The sequence below is a fragment of the Solitalea longa genome (assembly GCF_002920915.1).
GTDB classification, from domain to species: domain Bacteria; phylum Bacteroidota; class Bacteroidia; order Sphingobacteriales; family Sphingobacteriaceae; genus Solitalea; species Solitalea longa.
Genome location: NZ_PQVF01000006.1, coordinates 285,296 through 303,577, shown reverse-complemented (window position 1 = coordinate 303,577; position 18,282 = coordinate 285,296). Strand labels below are relative to the sequence as shown.

Annotated in this window: 18 protein-coding genes; 11 read left to right on the top strand and 7 right to left on the bottom strand. The window is 37.6% G+C overall.

Features of this window, described 5'->3' with window-relative positions; all coding sequences use genetic code 11:
• Positions 1–164: 164 nt before the first annotated feature.
• From C3K47_RS10435 to C3K47_RS10415, 5 genes are read right to left on the bottom strand one after another with little or no spacing between them, the layout of a single operon-like run.
• On the bottom strand, positions 165–1,730 hold the full coding sequence (locus tag C3K47_RS10435) for an MFS transporter (RefSeq protein ID WP_103789068.1): 1,566 nt from the start codon (positions 1,728–1,730) through the stop codon (positions 165–167).
• A gap of 5 nt (positions 1,731–1,735) precedes the next feature.
• Positions 1,736–2,800, bottom strand: coding sequence for an HlyD family secretion protein (locus C3K47_RS10430; protein ID WP_103789067.1), 1,065 nt, complete (start codon positions 2,798–2,800; stop codon positions 1,736–1,738).
• A 2-nt stretch (positions 2,801–2,802) separates the two neighbouring features.
• Entirely contained in the window at positions 2,803–4,143 is a 1,341-nt protein-coding gene (locus tag C3K47_RS10425; RefSeq protein ID WP_103789066.1) for a TolC family protein, read from the bottom strand.
• A 43-nt stretch (positions 4,144–4,186) separates the two neighbouring features.
• Positions 4,187–5,275, bottom strand: coding sequence for an AI-2E family transporter (locus C3K47_RS10420; RefSeq protein WP_103789065.1), 1,089 nt, complete (start codon positions 5,273–5,275; stop codon positions 4,187–4,189).
• A gap of 27 nt (positions 5,276–5,302) precedes the next feature.
• Positions 5,303–5,743, bottom strand: a complete 441-nt coding sequence (locus C3K47_RS10415; protein ID WP_103789064.1) for a potassium channel family protein — start codon at positions 5,741–5,743, stop codon at positions 5,303–5,305.
• Between the two features lie 633 nt (positions 5,744–6,376).
• Between C3K47_RS10415 and C3K47_RS10410 the strand changes: the two genes are divergently transcribed.
• Positions 6,377–8,995, top strand: coding sequence for a TonB-dependent receptor (locus tag C3K47_RS10410; protein ID WP_103789063.1), 2,619 nt, complete (start codon positions 6,377–6,379; stop codon positions 8,993–8,995).
• 100 nt (positions 8,996–9,095) lie between these two features.
• Here C3K47_RS10410 and C3K47_RS10405 read toward each other — a convergent pair whose 3' ends face one another.
• Both C3K47_RS10405 and C3K47_RS10400 read right to left on the bottom strand, forming a co-directional pair.
• On the bottom strand, positions 9,096–9,602 hold the full coding sequence (locus C3K47_RS10405) for a lipocalin-like domain-containing protein (RefSeq protein WP_103789062.1): 507 nt from the start codon (positions 9,600–9,602) through the stop codon (positions 9,096–9,098).
• A 110-nt stretch (positions 9,603–9,712) separates the two neighbouring features.
• Positions 9,713–10,240, bottom strand: coding sequence for an outer membrane beta-barrel protein (locus C3K47_RS10400; RefSeq protein WP_103789061.1), 528 nt, complete (start codon positions 10,238–10,240; stop codon positions 9,713–9,715).
• Positions 10,241–10,450: 210 nt separating this feature from the next.
• Between C3K47_RS10400 and C3K47_RS10395 the strand changes: the two genes are divergently transcribed.
• From C3K47_RS10395 to C3K47_RS10350, 10 genes are all read left to right on the top strand, one after another.
• Positions 10,451–12,403, top strand: coding sequence for a tetratricopeptide repeat-containing sensor histidine kinase (locus tag C3K47_RS10395; RefSeq protein WP_103789060.1), 1,953 nt, complete (start codon positions 10,451–10,453; stop codon positions 12,401–12,403).
• 14 nt (positions 12,404–12,417) lie between these two features.
• A complete protein-coding gene (locus C3K47_RS10390) occupies positions 12,418–13,056 on the top strand; it encodes a response regulator (protein ID WP_103789059.1) in 639 nt (212 codons plus the stop codon).
• A gap of 81 nt (positions 13,057–13,137) precedes the next feature.
• Positions 13,138–13,509 (top strand): hypothetical protein, encoded by a 372-nt coding sequence (locus C3K47_RS10385; protein WP_103789058.1) that lies wholly within the window; start codon positions 13,138–13,140, stop codon positions 13,507–13,509.
• A gap of 95 nt (positions 13,510–13,604) precedes the next feature.
• A complete protein-coding gene (locus tag C3K47_RS10380) occupies positions 13,605–14,126 on the top strand; it encodes a ferritin (protein ID WP_103789057.1) in 522 nt (173 codons plus the stop codon).
• A 134-nt stretch (positions 14,127–14,260) separates the two neighbouring features.
• Positions 14,261–14,914 (top strand): YceH family protein, encoded by a 654-nt coding sequence (locus C3K47_RS10375; RefSeq protein WP_103789056.1) that lies wholly within the window; start codon positions 14,261–14,263, stop codon positions 14,912–14,914.
• 52 nt (positions 14,915–14,966) lie between these two features.
• The gene (locus C3K47_RS10370; protein WP_103789055.1) at positions 14,967–15,314 is read left to right on the top strand and encodes a hypothetical protein; all 348 of its coding nucleotides are present in this window, start codon (positions 14,967–14,969) and stop codon (positions 15,312–15,314) included.
• A gap of 237 nt (positions 15,315–15,551) precedes the next feature.
• Positions 15,552–15,851: a protein tyrosine phosphatase gene (locus C3K47_RS10365; RefSeq protein ID WP_207765276.1), complete on the top strand. Its 300-nt coding sequence runs from the start codon at positions 15,552–15,554 to the stop codon at positions 15,849–15,851.
• 86 nt (positions 15,852–15,937) lie between these two features.
• Positions 15,938–16,546 carry a hypothetical protein gene (locus tag C3K47_RS10360; protein WP_103789053.1) on the top strand — a complete coding sequence of 203 codons (609 nt, stop codon included), beginning with the start codon at positions 15,938–15,940 and terminating at the stop codon, positions 16,544–16,546.
• A 192-nt stretch (positions 16,547–16,738) separates the two neighbouring features.
• Positions 16,739–17,467: a DKNYY domain-containing protein gene (locus tag C3K47_RS10355; RefSeq protein WP_103789052.1), complete on the top strand. Its 729-nt coding sequence runs from the start codon at positions 16,739–16,741 to the stop codon at positions 17,465–17,467.
• A gap of 67 nt (positions 17,468–17,534) precedes the next feature.
• On the top strand, positions 17,535–18,179 hold the full coding sequence (locus C3K47_RS10350; protein WP_133159363.1) for a hypothetical protein: 645 nt from the start codon (positions 17,535–17,537) through the stop codon (positions 18,177–18,179).
• The last annotated feature ends 103 nt before the right edge of the window (positions 18,180–18,282 follow it).

Here is an 18,282-nt window from a genome sequence, read left to right as displayed (position 1 = left end):
TCAATGCAACTGGGGGAGTGTAATTTTTTGCTGAAATTAAATGAGATTCAAAACAAGAAAACAATAATTAATCGCTTTACTTTCTGCTGTTCCTCTAATTTCATTTTAAGAAATATTAGAGCTTTTAAGTTAAACGAGGAGGTTATAGGGTGAATAGCGGGGACTTATAAGGGTAAAGGCTCAACTTCGATGCGTTCCAATGGTCGTCTTCCTATTCTTAAAAACAGGATCAACAAAATAGGAATGAAGCTTACGGCCGCCATCACCAAGTAAATATCCTTGTAGGTAAGCAGAGTTGCGGGCTCAGCCATTTCGGCTTGCAGTGGATTATCGGCCATTTTACCGGCCTCTGTAGGCTTTAAGCCCTTCAACAGATAATAACTCTTTGTATTGGAATATTTTTGAGCAGCAGCTTCATTACCGGCTGTTAATTGCTGCCCAATCCCGGTTTTATGCAAAACAGTGGTGTTCGCCATAAAAGTACTTAAAACCGAACCGCCAATAATGGTTGCAAAAACAATTCGAGCCAATATTCCGCTCATCATTCTCGATGTACTCAGTTGTTTCGGCACATTTTCAGAAATGTATAACGCACTCAAAAGGTATAAAAAACCAATACCAATTCCTTTAATAACCAATGGTAAAGCAAAATCATCTTCGCTTATTCCGGGATAAAACCTGAAATACATAAGCAGGTGGTATAAGGAAAAAGCAAAGAAACCTATTATTGCGGCCACACTTAAATAGACCTTATGGTACATCATATAGGTGCAAACAGGTATGGATATAACCAATCCGAGGAAAATATATAAATGGGTATGGGCAATGTACAAATCATTAAAACCAAGCAAACCTGCCATATAGGCCATTATTACACTACCGGTTCCATTTGCCAATCCTATCAGGAAGAAGAATAAAGTGCCTAGTACAACATTATTATGTTTGAAAACCTCGAAACTGATTATTGGATTTTTTGTGTTAATCGCATAAAAAATATAGCATCCTATTATTACCAGCCAAAGCGCTACCGCAAGCATAATTTTGGAATCAGAAAACCATTCGCGGTTTTGGCCTTCGGCTGCAATAAATAATAGGGGCAGTAAAAAAAGGATAAGAAAACCCCAGCCTTTAAAATCAAACTGAAAGGGCTGCTTACCCAAAGCGACATCTTTACGGATAAAAACAAATGTGAGCAGTATGCACAGGAAAAAATTAATATTAAGCATCAGTAATGAAGTGCGCCAGTTATAGATGTTTGCAAAATGGGCCCCTAAAAACTTATACAAATTGCTGCTTCCCTGCAGAATAAACTGGATAATGCCATACATAATGGCCATGTTTAGTGTTGGATTATAAAGCAGTACGATAGGAATTAAAGCCGCTACAATGCCGAAGATGGAAAAGAAGGCCAGTAAGGAGCGCCAAATGGTAAACCATACAATTGAAGTGGCGAATGCTGAACAGGTATTTAGAATTATGGAAATAATTGTGATGGATAGCATCATCGACTTTAAGGGGAACTTTTTAGAAAGTTCAAGGGCTAATGGCAAGCCAGCGACCAGGGAAAAAACAGGAATTAAATTGATGTACATGAATTCTACAGAAGAGGCACCAAAATGACCCTGAATCTGAGAACTTTCATAACCGGTAGCATTGAGGATATTAAGAAAAGGAATTATCAGCAGATATAGTCCGGTGACTTTAATCAATTCGGCTTTTTTCCATCCCATCTATCTCATTTTTTAATTTCCACAGTAACATTCATACCAGGCTTTATTTCGGAAAGCTTTTCGGGGCTATCGGTAAACTCCACCCTAACAGGTATGCGTTGGGTTATTTTCACAAAGTTTCCGGTTGAATTATCCGGTGCCACCATCGAAAACTTGGCGCCTGTAGCTGGTGAAAGATCTTTAACCACCCCTTTAAAGGTTTTCCCACCCAACCCATCGACTATAATATCAGCCTTCTGCCCTACTTTAATTTCATCCATTTGGGTTTCTTTAAAATTTGCCGCCACCCATTTTTTATGCTGAGCAACAATTTCAGCTACCACCTGGTTGGCATTAACCAATTCGCCAAGGTGAATGGTACGCTCACCGGCAATTCCTTCAACCGGGGCAATAATTTTAGTATAGGTCAACTGCAAACGAGCGGCTGCCAAATCTGCTTCTTTACGTTTAATAGTAGCTTTTAATGATTCAATGTTTAACTGATTTTGTGCAATTACCGACTTGCTGGTACCCACATCATTACGCATGGCCTGCAGGTTGGCTTGTTCTGATTTTAATTGGGCCGTTACCTGATCGAACTGGTTAAGCGTTACCGCCGAATCGCGGTACATATTGGTGAAGCGTTTATAGTTTTTCTCGGCCTTTTCCAGATTGGCAACGTTACCCTGCATGCGGGCCTGGGTTGCTTGCTGTGAAGAAACTGAAGTTACAATGGTCTGTTTAGCAGTGGCAAGGTTGGCTTTGGCAATTTCAAGATCAGCTTCGGCCTGGGCCACCTTAATTAGAAATTCTTCATCATCAAGTACTACAATGGTATCTCCGGCCCTTACCGTGCCATATTCATTAAACCGTATGGCTTTAATGGTTCCAGATACCCGAGAAGTTATTGCCGCTATTTCGGCATCAACCTGGGCATTGTTGGTTCTTATATCACTACTAAAATCAAAAAACAAGGAGCCAATCCAAAGGATACCTGCTACTAGAAACACAATAGCAACAATTTCGATAAGCCGGTTCCGCTTTTTCTCCTGCTTTTTTTCTCCTGTATCCGTAGTTTTTCCGTCGGTCATGATTAATTCAGTTTACCCATTGAATACAATAATGAATGATATTGAATGATCGCTTCCACAATAGCCTTGTTCAATGACAATTTCGAATCATTAACCTGCACTTCGGCATCGATCATATCAATGATCAATGCAAAATCATTGTCGTACCGGCTTTTTACCACCCGGTAGTTAAGCTCAGCCATTTCAACATTTTTCTGATAGGTAATGATATTGGTTCGACTTTCTATAAATTGAACAAAGGCCGCTTTTACCTCCTGATCGATGGCGTTTCTAACTCTCAATATATTGTCATCTTCTTTAGAGATCTGCAGCTTGTCGGCCCGAACCCGATGAGTCAGGTTATACAAACTCGAAAGGTCATAGCTTACGCCTATACCCACAGCCCAATAATTTAATATATCAGGTTGAGGTGGAAAGGTGCCCGGCACCGGAAAATTGGAATTATAGATGGCATTCCCGGATATATAAGGCTTATAAAAGCTCTTTGTCAATTTTAACGACATCTCGGAAAAGTTCTTTTGCAACAGCGATTGCTTTATTTCATTCCGGTTTGCAAACGCAGCCTCCAGGCACTGTTCATATTGCAACTGATCCTCCGGAACTTTTAAAACTACATTTTTGGGCTGAAGTCGGGTATTGGTTGGCAGTCCGGCCTGAATAGATATATAATTGCTAAGCAGATCAATGCTGTTCCAGGTTTTAAAAACGTCGACCTGAAAATTCGACAATTGCAGTTGGGTACGGGTAAGGTCGCTGACCAGGTTTTGCCCGTTTGCCACCTTCGATTCCAATTGCTTGATATTGACTTTTACGTTGCTGATGTTGGCTTCAATGATCTCAACTTCCCGATACAGTTTATACAGCGCATAAAACTGCGAGATCATTGCGAGTTTCAATTGATTGTCGGTCATCAGTAAGGTTTCATTCCTGATCTGGCTGATAATTTCGCTTTGTGAGATTTGCGTTTTAATCTTTCCGCCTAAATAAATGGGAACACCCGCTCCAAGGCTCCAGCTGGCCTGATGATGATAATAATTAATACTCGTGTCTCTGGAATAAAAATCACGGTACAAAACCGGGTTGCCAATATAGTTATAATGCCCGCCTACATTTAAAAAAGGGGCCCTTGCCATTTTTGCCTGCTTAATATCCTCCACCGCTATAGCACTGTCTTTTTGTGTCATTTTCAGTTCCAGATTATTATGCCTGGCATATTGAATAAGCTCATCAAGGTTAATTTCTCTTACAGGTAAAGCTGCCCGGTTTTGCGCCCATCCAATGGTGGCATTACCCAGCACTAATGAAATAACATACAGAAAAATAAGAAGGTGTTGTTTCTTCATTTATCAAGCTAAACCTCTCTTTAACAATATGATTCAATCGAACCTATTCACTTTTTATTACCGGAGACGAATTATCATAATTAACCCATATACCGGCAAGTTTATAACCCAAGGAAAGCACCACCGCACCCGTAAATAAACCGATGAATCCTGATAACATAAAGCCGCCAATTGCTCCCAGAAAAATGACGATCATAGGAACAGGCGCTCCTTTGCCCATTAACAACGGTTTAAGCACATTGTCGCTCAATCCACAGATCAGAATAATGACAGACCAAATGGTTGCAGGAACAGGTTCTTTCACAGAGTAGATATAAATAATAACCGGTATGGCCACAATTGCGCCCGGCAGTTGTATCAAAGCAATCAGAAATACGAGGATTGCCCACAGTCCGGCAAGTGGAACACCGGCAAGCATAAAACACAAGCCCATGATCACAAATTGTATAAATGCCACACCCAAAATTCCCTTTGATACATTTCGAATGGTTTGTACTACCAGGTCTTTAAACTCATTGCCTTTATTTCCAACAAGCTTTCTGGCAAATGCCAAAGTTGACTTTTCCGATTCATCACTATAGGCCAAAAAAACGCCTGCTATAATAATTGAAAAGGCAAACATCATAATGTTAGAAAACACACTACGCATGGCACCCACTATTCGCTGACCTACTTCCAATATCTGATCATGATAGGTAACAAGCGCCGACTCTAAATTGGTTGACAGAGAGGCCCATACTTTATAGATCTCCTTTCCTACCAGGGGCCATTCGGCAACTTTAGGATTAGGTGGTGGCACTACCAGTGTTTTATTTACAATGGCAGTTTTTAATTCACCGGCCTCGGAAACGATTGCCGATATCATGAATATGGTGGGAACCAGTAATATACCAAGCAAAATAATTGTTACCACACTACTGGCAATGGCATTTTTACCTTTCAGTAAATTAAGCAGTTTATAATATAGCGGATAAATGGTAACTGCTAATATAACGGCCCAAAGCACCAGGGTTACAAACGGAAAAACAATCATGGCACACCAGGAGACCAGAATGAATATCAATAATAGCTTGATGGAAAGGTTGATCACCTTTCCTTCTGATGATGAATTATTTTGTAATTCGTTGTTCATAGCCTAAGAGTTTTATTATATAAAGGATCAGACTTTTAGCTTCGTTGACACCACTAATCGCTGCACCACCGCATAAAACATGGCAGTTGACCAGCCGAACAGCAGTATACCGTTCATAGCCTCAAAACCACTCATAATTCGCCATGTTGGAGGAAGAGTGATATCTCCATAACCCAGAGTTGTGTAGGTAACTGTTGAAAAGTAAATGGCTTCCTCCCAGTGGCTCAGTTTATCAAGTTCAGGAATCGACAAATAGGCAATGGCCCAAAGGGCAATTTCCAGGTAGTGCATCAGCATTAAAATAATTGCCGTTGCTGAAAGAATTTTTATGGTTTTAACAAAGCCATATACACGATCTTGGGGGTCGTGTCTTCGTAATAAATATTTCAGCCCCCATGAAGAACCCAGGCCATGAATAATGATAGTTGCCGAAATGATGGCAAGGCTGATTACAACTTGTAAAAACATTCAATACCTGATCTTAAGATTTAATCGCAGTATTTAAGTCGCGATTTTTAAAGAATTAGTAATAGTAATTAATCTTAAACAAGAGTGATTTCGCTTAACAAGAAAGGAATGCGCTTTTAAAACCAATTGTTTTTTTAGTTAAAGAACTGTAAAACAGGGTTATATTAAGATACAAAAAATTTATAATTATTCGCTTTCGCTTGAAAATTCGAACAGTATTCAGCCTTAAAAAAGCTACTCTCTTGCAGTTAAAAGCCATTTCAACTCAAAAAAGATTGATTTTTTATTGATGCTTAGAAGCCTTGAAAAATCCATTTAATCCGGCAGGCAAGAAACACCAACTAACACATTGATAATCAACAATAAAACAACTGTAAAATAGTGGAAAAGTGCATGATTAACATTGTATAATCCATTGGTTGACATAACAATAAGAAGGATATTTGAATAATCTTAATGCAAAGATTTTCAGAGCGATAATATTTAACCAAACAATAAACCAAGAGAGGGGCAATTGAGAAATTGCCCTTTTTCTTTTAGCAGAATTTAAAGGTTGTTTGTAACGAAAATGCTAATTGAAAATAAACCAACTTTCACATCATTATATTTGGCCCCGATTTAACCTAACCATTAATGCGATCTTTCTTTATCCTAATATTACTGTGCATTGCTACGTCTGATCTTTTTGCCCAAAGTCATGGCATAGTTAGTGGTAAAATTAAAGATTCAAAGAACCTTCAGGCAATTGAAGGAAGTATTATCTCTGTAATGAATTTGCAAGATTCGACCATTCGTGGAGGGATGACCGACAAAAATGGTTCGTTTACAATAAAAAATCTTGCCCCTGCTCATTATAAACTATTCGCAAGTTTTTTTGGCTATAAAAACACCACCCAAACTTTCACACTTACTAAAGAAAAACCTGAGCATAACCTCGGCGACATTTTACTCGATTCATTAATGATCAGCCTTAATGAGGTAACGATAATTGCTGAAGCCCCTCCTATCATCTTAAAAAAAGATACCGTTGAATTTAATGCCGGTTCTTTTAAAACACCTGAACATGCCGTAATAGAGGATGTTATTAAGCAATTGCCAGGCATTGAAGTGGATAAAGACGGGAGCATTACTACCCAGGGACAAAAAGTAACTACCGTTTTGGTGGATGGAAAACCATTTTTTGGAAACGACCTAAAAATGGCAACGAAAAATCTTCCTGCAGGCATTATCAATAAGGTCCAGGTGATCCAGATCGATCCTGAAAAATCTGAAAACGGCCTGACAGGAGTTATCATCAACCTTACTGTTAAAAAAGACAAAAAGAAAGGGATTTTCGGTAATACCTCAGCGGGAGTAGGAACCAACAATCAGTATAAAGGTAATTTAAACGTAAATCGGTTTAATAATGAGCAGCAATTGTCGTTAATGAGTTCGGCCAATAGTACCGATAACGAGGGTGGCGTGTCAAAGATCTATACGGCTGCCATCAATTTCAATAATCCTATCGGTAAAAAGGCAAGCCTGTCGTTCTCCTATCAGCTTAACTTAAATAATGGTGAATCATTGAGCAGGCTTTATAGAAACACCACGCTTCAGGAAGGATCTTTACTCTACTCCGATCGGTCAACGAATTCAACTAACAGTCAAAACCACGGAGTTAACTTAGAATTTGAATATAAGATCAATCCTTCTTCGAAACTAAGAGTTGCTCCACGAATTAATTATCGCACAAGTAGTAACCGATCATCCAATATTTTTGAATCGTTAAATAATGATCAAAAAGTAAACGATGGTGATCGAAGTTCAGGTTCCGATACAAAATCCCCTGATTTTATTAACACTATTAATTATTCGAAACGATTTAAAAACTCACAAAGGCACCTGATGCTGTTGGTTACAAACAGTTTCCGATCAAATAATCAGGATGGCTTAAATTATTCGCTAAGCAACTATTATTTGAATGAAGCATTGCAGCAAACGGTCATCAATCAAAAGAAAGTAAATAACACCAGTTCGAGCAGTAATGCGGTGAATATAGCTTATTCCGAACCTGTTTTTAAGAATCTTTCGATAAAATTGATGTATGATTTTAACAGCGGTATTGAAAACAGTTCGCGAAATACATACGATTTCAATGAGCTTAGCAATGAGTTTGATAAAGAAAACAGTTTATTGAGCAATGTATACCGAAACAGAACTAATTATAACCGGTTAGGATTATCTCTTAACAGTAAAAGAGAAAGTGCTACTAAGATGGATTATTCGGTGGGTGTTTCGGTTCAAAAAACGGATCTAAGAGGTAAATCATTATCGAAAGACAGTGTTTACACCCAAAACAAGTTCAGTATCATCCCTCAGGCATCTTTAAACTACTCCATTTCAAAAAATAAAAGCTTTGGAGCCAATTATAAGGGAGACATTCGTCAGCCAGCCATTAGCGACTTACAAGCGGTTCCGGATAACAGCAACCCCTTATACATACGAATGGGAAATCCGAATCTTCAGCCGGAGTTTAATAATTCAATAGGTTTTAACTTTAGAAGTTTCAATCCGGCTTCTAACCAAAGCATGTTTGCCAACCTGAACTTTACGACTGTTCTTAACCAGATAACCTACAGCAATATATTTGATGCAACTACCGGTAAGCAAATCAGCAAACCTGAAAACGTGTCGGGCAATTATAATCTTAATTTGTTCGTAAACTGGGGTTTGCCTTACAAAAAGATTCAGTTTAAACCGGGCTTGAACACCGCTATTAGCAAAAGTATTTCAAACATAAATGGAGTGCTTAGCGCCACCATTAACGGTCGTTATGGATTACTGTATGGCATGAACTATCGCTATAACAATAAAATAGACCTGCTTTTAAACTGTAATGCTAATTATAACAATGTTAGCCATGCAGATCCCCGATTGAAAGACGCCAAATATTTTAACCTGTCTTCCAATTTTAATTGCAGCTATTTTTTACCGGGAAATTTTACGCTGAGCAGTGACTTAACCTATACTAAAAATACCAGCCAGATTCAATCGGCCAAACAAGGTGTTACCCTGTTAAATGCAAGCCTGAATAAGGAGTTTTTGAAAGGTAAAAAAGCTAAGTTAAGTTTAGAGGCCTTTGACCTATTAAACCAAAACACCAATACCAGCCGCAGCATCACCAATAATCAAATTGAAGATCGATTATCGAATACGGTTCGGCAGTATTTTATGCTGAGCTTTACCTACCGGTTATTGAGCTTTAAAGGATAAAATTAAAAGTAGTTAAGTTGAGATGACAACAAAAAAGCCGCTTTATCAGCGGCTTTTAACACTTCGAGATTGGGGGTCCCAAAGTTTGAACCAACAACAATTAAAACGCTTGTAATGTAGCCGTAACAGTTTGTGTCACTTCCTGACCTTCTTCAACTTCAAATGATTCGGTGTAGCTTACTTTAAATGTGTTGTTATTGAGAGAAATTATGTCCCAGATGTAAGTGATACCATCACTATCTATCACTTTCACTTTTGTATTGTTCGATTCAAAAGACCAGGTTCCTTTTTCAACTTTACCATCTTCACCATCGCAAAGAGTATTACCCGAGTAGGCTTCAGATACTCCACCCTTTTTAAAGATCACGTAATCATCTTTTGCACACTCCTGAGTAAAGCCAAATACATCGGTTTCTAAATCTCCGTCGCCATCAATATCCAGACCCGGAGCAATGGTCATCCCAGTGATTTTCCATTTTTTGTCCAACAATTCAGATTTAGATCCGCCAGATGGTCCATCATCATCTTTATCTTTTTTGCATGCTGTAAATCCGCTGATCAATAAAACTCCTGTTAAGATCAGTGTAATCATTTTGTTCGTTTTCATGTTCGTTTTGTTTTTATTTTTCAATATTTATTTGATTCTCGTTTAATTTCCCTCATCTGAGAGCAAAGATTTTTGTGGAAAGCAACGTGACAGTAGATGTTTATCAACTATTAAAACTTAAAGGCAACACCCAATTGCACTGGTGAAACCCCGTAGCCTAATTCGGCGTGGGCACCCACATGGTTGGTGAACATATAGCGACCCCCTACGTGCAGGTCAACACCAACCTCACCATCTGATGATGAAATTCCATAGAACTCATCGTCGCCGGTATATTTCACTTTATAATGACGATAAAGCAATCCGGCACCACCATACAAGTCGATCTTGGGATTTTCAATTTTAAATAGTTCATTGAAATGATACGATCCTCTTAAGCCAAGCACCATATTGGAATACCTGATATCCGAATCGTATTTGGTTTGTACATACATTAGATGTACACCTGCGCTGATGTTGCTTGCAAATGTGCGCTCAACCGAAGCAGTTAGCGGCAGACCGCCTGAGCCTTCAAAACCATAAGTACCAACCCCAAACCCGGCATTTACCGAATACTTGCCCAGGGTAGTTTGTGCATGCGTTTTAATGCAGGTTAATGTTAAAACAAATGCGATCAGTAGAAATTTGAATGTTTTCATTGTTGTTTTTTTTTATTTTTATTTGAAATGTAATTGGTAAACAATTAGTTATTAAGTTTACTGAAGCAAATTTAGCAGCTGAAAAGCGGCGTTTTTTCTGTGGAAATACTGGTTTATTAGTATAAGTAGTAGTACTTAGCTTTACGGATTTCTGCGGTTTTATGCATTGCCTGGCTATTTTTTACCTATCAAAGCCTTTAATTGAGAGAAATGTTATTCAAAAGATCATTCTGTTTTTATGCAGTTTGTTGTTTATCTGTGGGGAGTGCAACAACTGTATATGGACAAAAGCAAGACAGTAATTCCGTTAAAAAATTACTGGATTCGGCTTCTGTATTGATAGATATTGACAAGCAGAAAGCCTTGAACCTCTATCAAACTATTATCACCACCAGCAAAAAGATCAATTATCCTTTTGGTGTGGCTAAATCGCTGCATAATACGGGTATCATCAATTATGAACTGGCCGAATATGAAAAAGCCCGCAAGTTTTTTCATGAGGCCATTGCTCAATACCGGCCCATAAAACACGGTAAAGGCATCAGTTCTTGCCTTAGCAACATTGGCAACACTTACCAGCTTCAGGATAAATCAGACAGTGCTTTACTCTATTACCAAAAAGCGGTTGATGTTTCGCAACAATATGGCCTTACCGAATCGGCGGGACGTGGATACAGCAATATGGGCATGGTGTTCCGCAAGTTAAAACAGCCTCAAAAAGCGTATGATTACTATTTAAAAGCATTTCAGCTGGCTAAAAAAAGCAAAGATTCGACTACCATGGGCATAGCGCTCATTAACCAGGGAACAATTATGGATGACCTTGGTAAAAAAGAAGAGTTTTATCAAAAACAGTTGGAAGCTTTAAAAATTGGCGAGTTATCTCATAACAACTATGTAATGAAACTCGCATCCTTTAACATTGGTGATTATTTTGGCACCAAAAAAGATTATCAATCGGCTATTATTTATTCCGAAAGAAGTTTGCAATACTCGCTGCTAATGGGTATCCCCTATGAGACCGAACGTATTAAACCAATAATTGCCCGGTTTTATTTTTTAAGCGGAAACTACAAAAAGGCGGAATCCATGCTGTTTGATGCACTCGAACAATCAAAAAAGATTGAAGCATCAGACATTACCCTAGATTGTTATACTATTTTACAGGAACTCTATGAGACCAAAAATGACTTTAAACAAGCTTACAAATATCAAAAACTGGCTAAAGAACTAAACGATAAAATATTTAATGAAACTCAGGTAAAGACGATACATGAACTGGAGGTTAAATACCAAACCTCTGAAAAAGACAAACAACTGACAAGCAATAAATTACAAATAGCTGAAAAAGATTTACAGATACAGTGGAGAAACACCTGGATCACCATTACGATATCGGTTATTGGATTATTGCTGACGATTGTTTTAATTACCTACCTGACTTATCAGAACAGACAAAAACTACATAAACAAAAACTGATCGCACTCGATAAAGAAAAAGAGGTACAGCTACTGGAGGCCATGATCAACGGCGAAGAAAAAGAACGCACCCGTATTGCCAAAGATTTGCACGACGGAGTTGGTGGAATGTTATCGGCGGCCAAAATGCATTTTAGTGTGATCAAAAATGAGAATCCTCAAATGAATAACATCCAGGGATTTGATACGGCACTGAGTTTACTTGATGAATCGGCCACCGAAGTGCGTAAAACTTCCCATAACCTGATGCCGGAGTTGCTATTAACTCACGGACTTAAAGAGGCATTAGCACTCTTCTGCCAGCGCATAAACAATCCTTTAACATACGTTGAGTTTGTCGCCCTTGGTGATATTCCGCGCTTTAAACAAAGCTTTGAACTTTCGGTATATCGAATTGTGCAGGAGCTGGTTAACAATGTGATCAAACATTCGGAAGCGAAAGAAGCCATTGTGCAGATCAGCTGCCACGATGAGCTATTGTCTATTACGGTAGAAGATGATGGTAAAGGTTTTAATCAAAATGGAACGAGCAAAAATGGTATTGGCTTGTCAAGCCTTCACTCAAGGGTCGAATCGTTTAATGGCAGCATGAAAATTGATTCGGAAGAGAAAAAGGGCACCACTATTTACCTTGAATTTGATATAGCCCGACTAAAAGTACTTGCAAGCAGTGAATTAGCTTAATAAAGGGGAATAATATGCCGATTACTTTAACTATTGCCGACGACCATATTATGGTTATAAACGGGTTGAAAACAATGCTGGAGAAGCACGATGGGATTTCCATTATTTCAACCAATATTAATGGAAAAGAATTGCTGGATTCGCTGGCTCTTGCGCAACCCGATGTTTTGCTGTTGGATATTCAAATGCCCGGAATGACAGGGATAGAACTTTGTCCCATAATTGTTAAAACCTACCCAGGTATAAAAATCATCACACTAACCAGTTTTGAAGAATCGCATTACGTAAAACAGATGATCCGTAATGGTGTTTCGGGCTATCTGTTAAAGAACACTGATCAAAATACGCTAATAGAAGCGATTGAAGCGGTTTATAACGGACAGCAATTTATCGACCCGCAAATTCAGAAAATATTGCTCGAAGAAAGCCTGTCGGGTAAAAAAGTTTCATCGTACGAGATACCACTCACCAAACGGGAAAAAGAAATACTTAAACTGGTAGCCGAAGAAAAAAGCAACCAGGAAATAGCTGACCTTTTGTTTATCAGTTTACGAACAGTTGAAACACATCGCCTGAATCTTTCTCAGAAATTAAACATTAAAAACACGGCTGGATTAGTGAAAGAAGCCATCAAAAGAGGATTAATTCAATAGGTAAGTTTGAGTATTAAACTTAGCGTTTAATTATTCTTCTTTCTATTTGTAACCAATCTAAATAAATGTATTTTTGTAGCCATGAAATTAGTGTGCAAGAACGAGTTAGGCGGAATTTACATTGATGCAGCTAAAGCCGGTTTATTGTTAGAAGTAAATGGAAAGAAGTCATCATTACGTATCTGCGAATTTTTATTGCTGCGTCAGCGTGTTAACGACATTGACTGGGAAGGAATTTTATTAGACACCAATACCGACGATGATTTTCACCAATTCAGTTTCACCATCCGAAGCAAATCAACTATTTACGATCTAACGGAAACCCTCCGTTTACGCGATTTACTGAATACTGCGCATTTCTATTTTTCACTAAAAGATGTACTTACCCGTTCGGGCGTAAGTATGGAATACAACTTAAATATCCCTTCAGAAGAAGAATTGGCAGTTTACTAAACTCCTTTCTACCTTATTTATAAAATTTCCAAATTGCTGTTTAATACAAACATTATTATTTCTATGCTGTAAATTGCTATATAAATAATAATGCCATGAAAACTTCATTAAGACTTAAAACCTCATTACAAGAAAATATCGAAGAGCTTTTGAACGAGCAAATTGCAATGGAAGCTCATTCATCAGCAGCTTATTTAGCCATGTCGGCTTGGTGCAATGTTCAGGGATTACAAGGTGCGGCAAAATTCTATCGTCATCAATCTGCCGAAGAACGCACTCATATGATGAAGATCTTCGACTTCGTTAACGATGCCGGTGGCCACCCTGCTTCTCCAGAGGTTAAAAATGTACCAAAGAACTTTAACAACTTACATGACTTGTTGATTATGGCGCTTGAAATGGAAATTAAGATCACTGAAAACTTTAATAGAATTGTTGACCAGTGCCATAAATCAAAAGATTTTCAAACCGCGAAATTCTTAGACTGGTTTTTGGATGAACAACTCGAAGAAGAACAAACTGCCCGCAGAGCCATTGAGCTTTACGAACTAATTGGCACTGAAGGCACCGGATTATTCCGTATCGATCATGAGATCGAAAAATTAATGCAAGACTAACCCATCTCCTCTGATATTTTGAAGAGGTTTCTTTTATTAAGGAACCTCTTTTTTTGTACTATGCCTATTAATTAACCAAATGGCGATATTGGCAAATCAATTTTGAGCAATAAAACTGTTTTTTATCTTTAGGCATGGAATCACAAACCTTACCTTTATTAGATGCTGTTGAGCAGCGTGTTTTGGGTGCATTGATTGAAAAAAGCAGGACCACACCTGAATATTATCCATTAACGCTTAACAGTTTGGCTGCAGCCTGCAACCAAAAATCGGCGCGAAAGCCGGTTGTTAACTTTGATGATGACACCATTATTGAAGCGTTAAATATCCTGAAAAAGAAAGGCCTGGTTTCTACCGCCACCGGAGGAAGCAGCCGTTCCATTAAATACAAGCATAACCTGGGAATCGTTTTTCCAATAGTTCCAGCCGAAGTAAGTATCATCTGTCTTCTTCTTCTTCGTGGACCACAAACTCCTGGTGAGTTAAATACCAACTCCGGAAGAATGTATGAATACGAGTCATTGGAAGAAATTCAGGAGATCCTGGAAAAACTTTCCAACCCCGAACTTCAATTTGTTGTTCAAATGCCTAAACGCATAGGACAAAAAGAAGCGCGTTACATGCACCTATTGGGAGGAACACCATCTATTGAAGAAGAGGATGAACCGGATATGCCTATTGCCAGCAAACCAGTAGCTGAACTCGAAGCCCGTTTAGAAAAAGTTGAAATCGAACTGGCTGAACTAAAAGAAGCTTTTAACAAGCTGATGAAGGAGTTGATGGGGTAATTGGTTGGCTGCAAACTTGTTTATCACTCATGGACAACTAAAATAAATAAAAATGCTAGATCAGGATTTTTGCGAATATTTAGAATATGAAATCTGTAAAGCCTTTGAACAATCAAATTATGACCAAATAAAAGGATATTGGTGTGACGGTGTCTTATTAAACCAGCCTGACAGTTGTTATTCTCAAAAATTTGTAAATGACAATAGACAAGTTTCGCTAAAAGCATTTCTTGGCCAAAACGGACAAACTCAATATGAATTGATTTTAAAGTTTGGGAAAAAAGCATTAAGTCGATTTGCCAGAAACTTGGACATAAAAGAATGTGTTCCAAGCCCCGATAAACAAAACTGGCTCAACATTGACACCATGAGAAATATAATTGAGATACAACTTGACTAACGACAGAAAGCCTGCAGGTAATAGCACATTTGCAATATGATGGGTTTCTTGATCAGCAGACAGTTTGTGGTTATTGAAGTTCTGTTCTTCGAATTAACATTTACGCTGTAACTCCCAACCATTACAAATGTGCAAAACGTTCGACTCCATTGACAATTTTGAAAAGACAATAGAGATAGTTAGAATATGCCAAGCGAAGAAAAATTAAAACTGCTATTTGTATGCACTATTAATAGAATGAGAAGTGCAACTGCACATAAAATTTACGAGAATGACAATCGTTTTGAAGTAAAGTCAGCAGGAACAGATAAAACCGCAAACACAGTTTTAACATCAGAATTATTGAACTGGGCAGACAGCGTTGTGGTAATGGAAAAACACCATAGGAATCATATAAGAGAACATTTTCCTGACATCTATAAAAACAAGAAAATTGTATGCCTATACATTCCCGACGACTATGACTATATGCAGACTGAATTAATTGTACTGTTAAAAGACCGAGTTGAAGATGTTTATAACCGAAAGCTTATTTGACGAAAATATAAAGGTGTTTACATCGCGCTTTCGACAATTTTTAACGTTACCAGCAAGTTCAAACACCAGCCATCGACCATTAGACAATGAAATTTTTAAAATATTTCCATATCCTTCCCCTTTTCTTACTTCTAAGTTGTTCGACAAATTCGGGGAAAGACTCAAATGAAAAGACAATTAGCGCCATAAATCAAACAAACTTTAGACAATTCATAAGGAAGTTTAAAGTGTTATCACTACCTCTGACAATAAATACAGACGAAATCCAAGCAACTTCCTCACTAAAAAGACTAAACGAGAAAGACAATACTTTCATTAATTCTGAATATCCAAACGAGATATGGAGCTATGGACTACTTCCTGATACAAGCAAAACGTACAAAATTATTTGGCTTGCACCAGCTGAAATGTTAGTTCCTGTCCTTACAACATTTTCAAAGAAAGGACAAAGAATAAATGAGCAATATTTAGGAGTAGGTGGTTGTGGCTCCGATTGCTGTTTTTGGTGTAAGGAGAGCATTAAAATAAATCAAGACATGACAATATATTCGGTTGACTCCATACGGAGCTGCGAATGTGACAGTATCGGTCCAAAGGAAAATACAATGAAAAAGTATATTCGTTTTATGACTGGTAAAGTTTCAGGCAACGGAAAAATTAAGATGACGGAAATAATTGAACAAAGGGTTAATTAAAAACCAATGCATGAGATAAACCTTGATACCAGACAACCATTGGCCAGCTTTAACATTAACGGCAATTCAACATATATTGAAAAAATCACCTCTCCCGCTAAGGTTTAGCATAGGAATAAAAACTAAACGGAGAGAGAAAAAAGCGGTTTATTCTTACATTAAACCAATAAATGAAAAACATTAGGCAGCACTATGATGAGATTATCACTTCTTATATTATCATTTACACTTTTTGCGATTTTAACAGCTTGCGGGCAAAAACAAAAACCTAATGTTCATAGAAATTTGCCAGGCAACAATCTGGTGGAGTTTGTCCAGGATAAAAAGCATAAAGAAATGTTTGTTGATCCAGTTGACGACACAATTAGCTATAAAAAAATAGTCGACAATATCTATAAGGACAATAAAAACAAGATTTACAAATTGACTGCATGTTTCAGAACGATAAGTGAGGATACTTTACTCACCACCCAATACTTTAAAGACATAACAGACTTTTTTGATTTGAAAACATTTCGAACAGTAAAAGATGGATTTTTTATAACTAGAGGGAAAGTCTATTTATGGTGGGGTAATTCAGATGGTGAATATCCAGTTGAGGTTGTTGGAGCAGACCCTAAAACATTTGTTCCATTTGATAGTATTGCTGGTGGAACAGACAAAAAATCTGTTTTTTATGGTGGACCACCTGAGGATTTTTCTAAAATAGACGGAGCCGATCCTAAGACAATTAAAGTATTGAACCCGGAACGAGGTTGTTGGAATTGCAGTAATTGTTATTTTATAGATGACAAAAATGTTTATTATGGATTGCAGAAAATTAAAGGTGCTGATCCTAAAACATTCACACTCCTAAACCTTGACACAATTGACGCTAAGGATAAGAATAGAAAATATTTCAATGGAGAACCAATTAAATAAATACCCACTGGTTCTTTTAAGAATTATTACACTAAGCCAATAAATGAAAACCCTTAGTCAGAAATATATGAAGAACATTGTGTACGCACTGACTTTTTTAATACTTGGCAATAGTTGTTACGACAAACAAAAGACAAAGGACACTGCAGCGAAAGACAGTATTTCAATTTCCATTAGACCAAGAAGTGATTTAAATAAAACTTCCCCAAAAACAATTAATGGCGTTATTTACGAAACAGAAAATGTTCGACTATATGGGGACAGTACAATTGATAGAAGTAAAATCTCACATGCTTACTTAAAATTTGAACTATATATAGGATTTGAAGATTTCCCGGTTGATAAAATTGACCATGAGAAATATGCAAATCTTGATTTAAAATCAAACAATGAGGCAAATAACTTTCGAACTAACCTTCGAGAAGGTTATCGTGCGGACACAGCAAATTTTGCTGGACATTATTCCTTTGTTTTTTGGGGATGTGGTTCTCCTTGTCAGAGCAGTTTATTAATAGATAGAAAAACAGGAAAAATATATGATTCTCCCAGCGCATCTGTAGGATATGACTTTAAAGTAAGTAGTAGAATGTTAATAGTTAACCCTCCTGACACGAGTGGCTTCTATTTTGATTGTTCGCATTGCAAGCCTATTATTTACTTATTTGACGAAAAAACAAAAACATTTCGTGAACTGCGGGCGCGGAAACCATAATCAATGCCTTAATGCTTGTTAAAAGTCCCATTTTATAATAAGCAATCTTAAGAAACGCTACTATGTTTAATTTTTCAGAGAGTGAGAAACATGCTTCATTGAT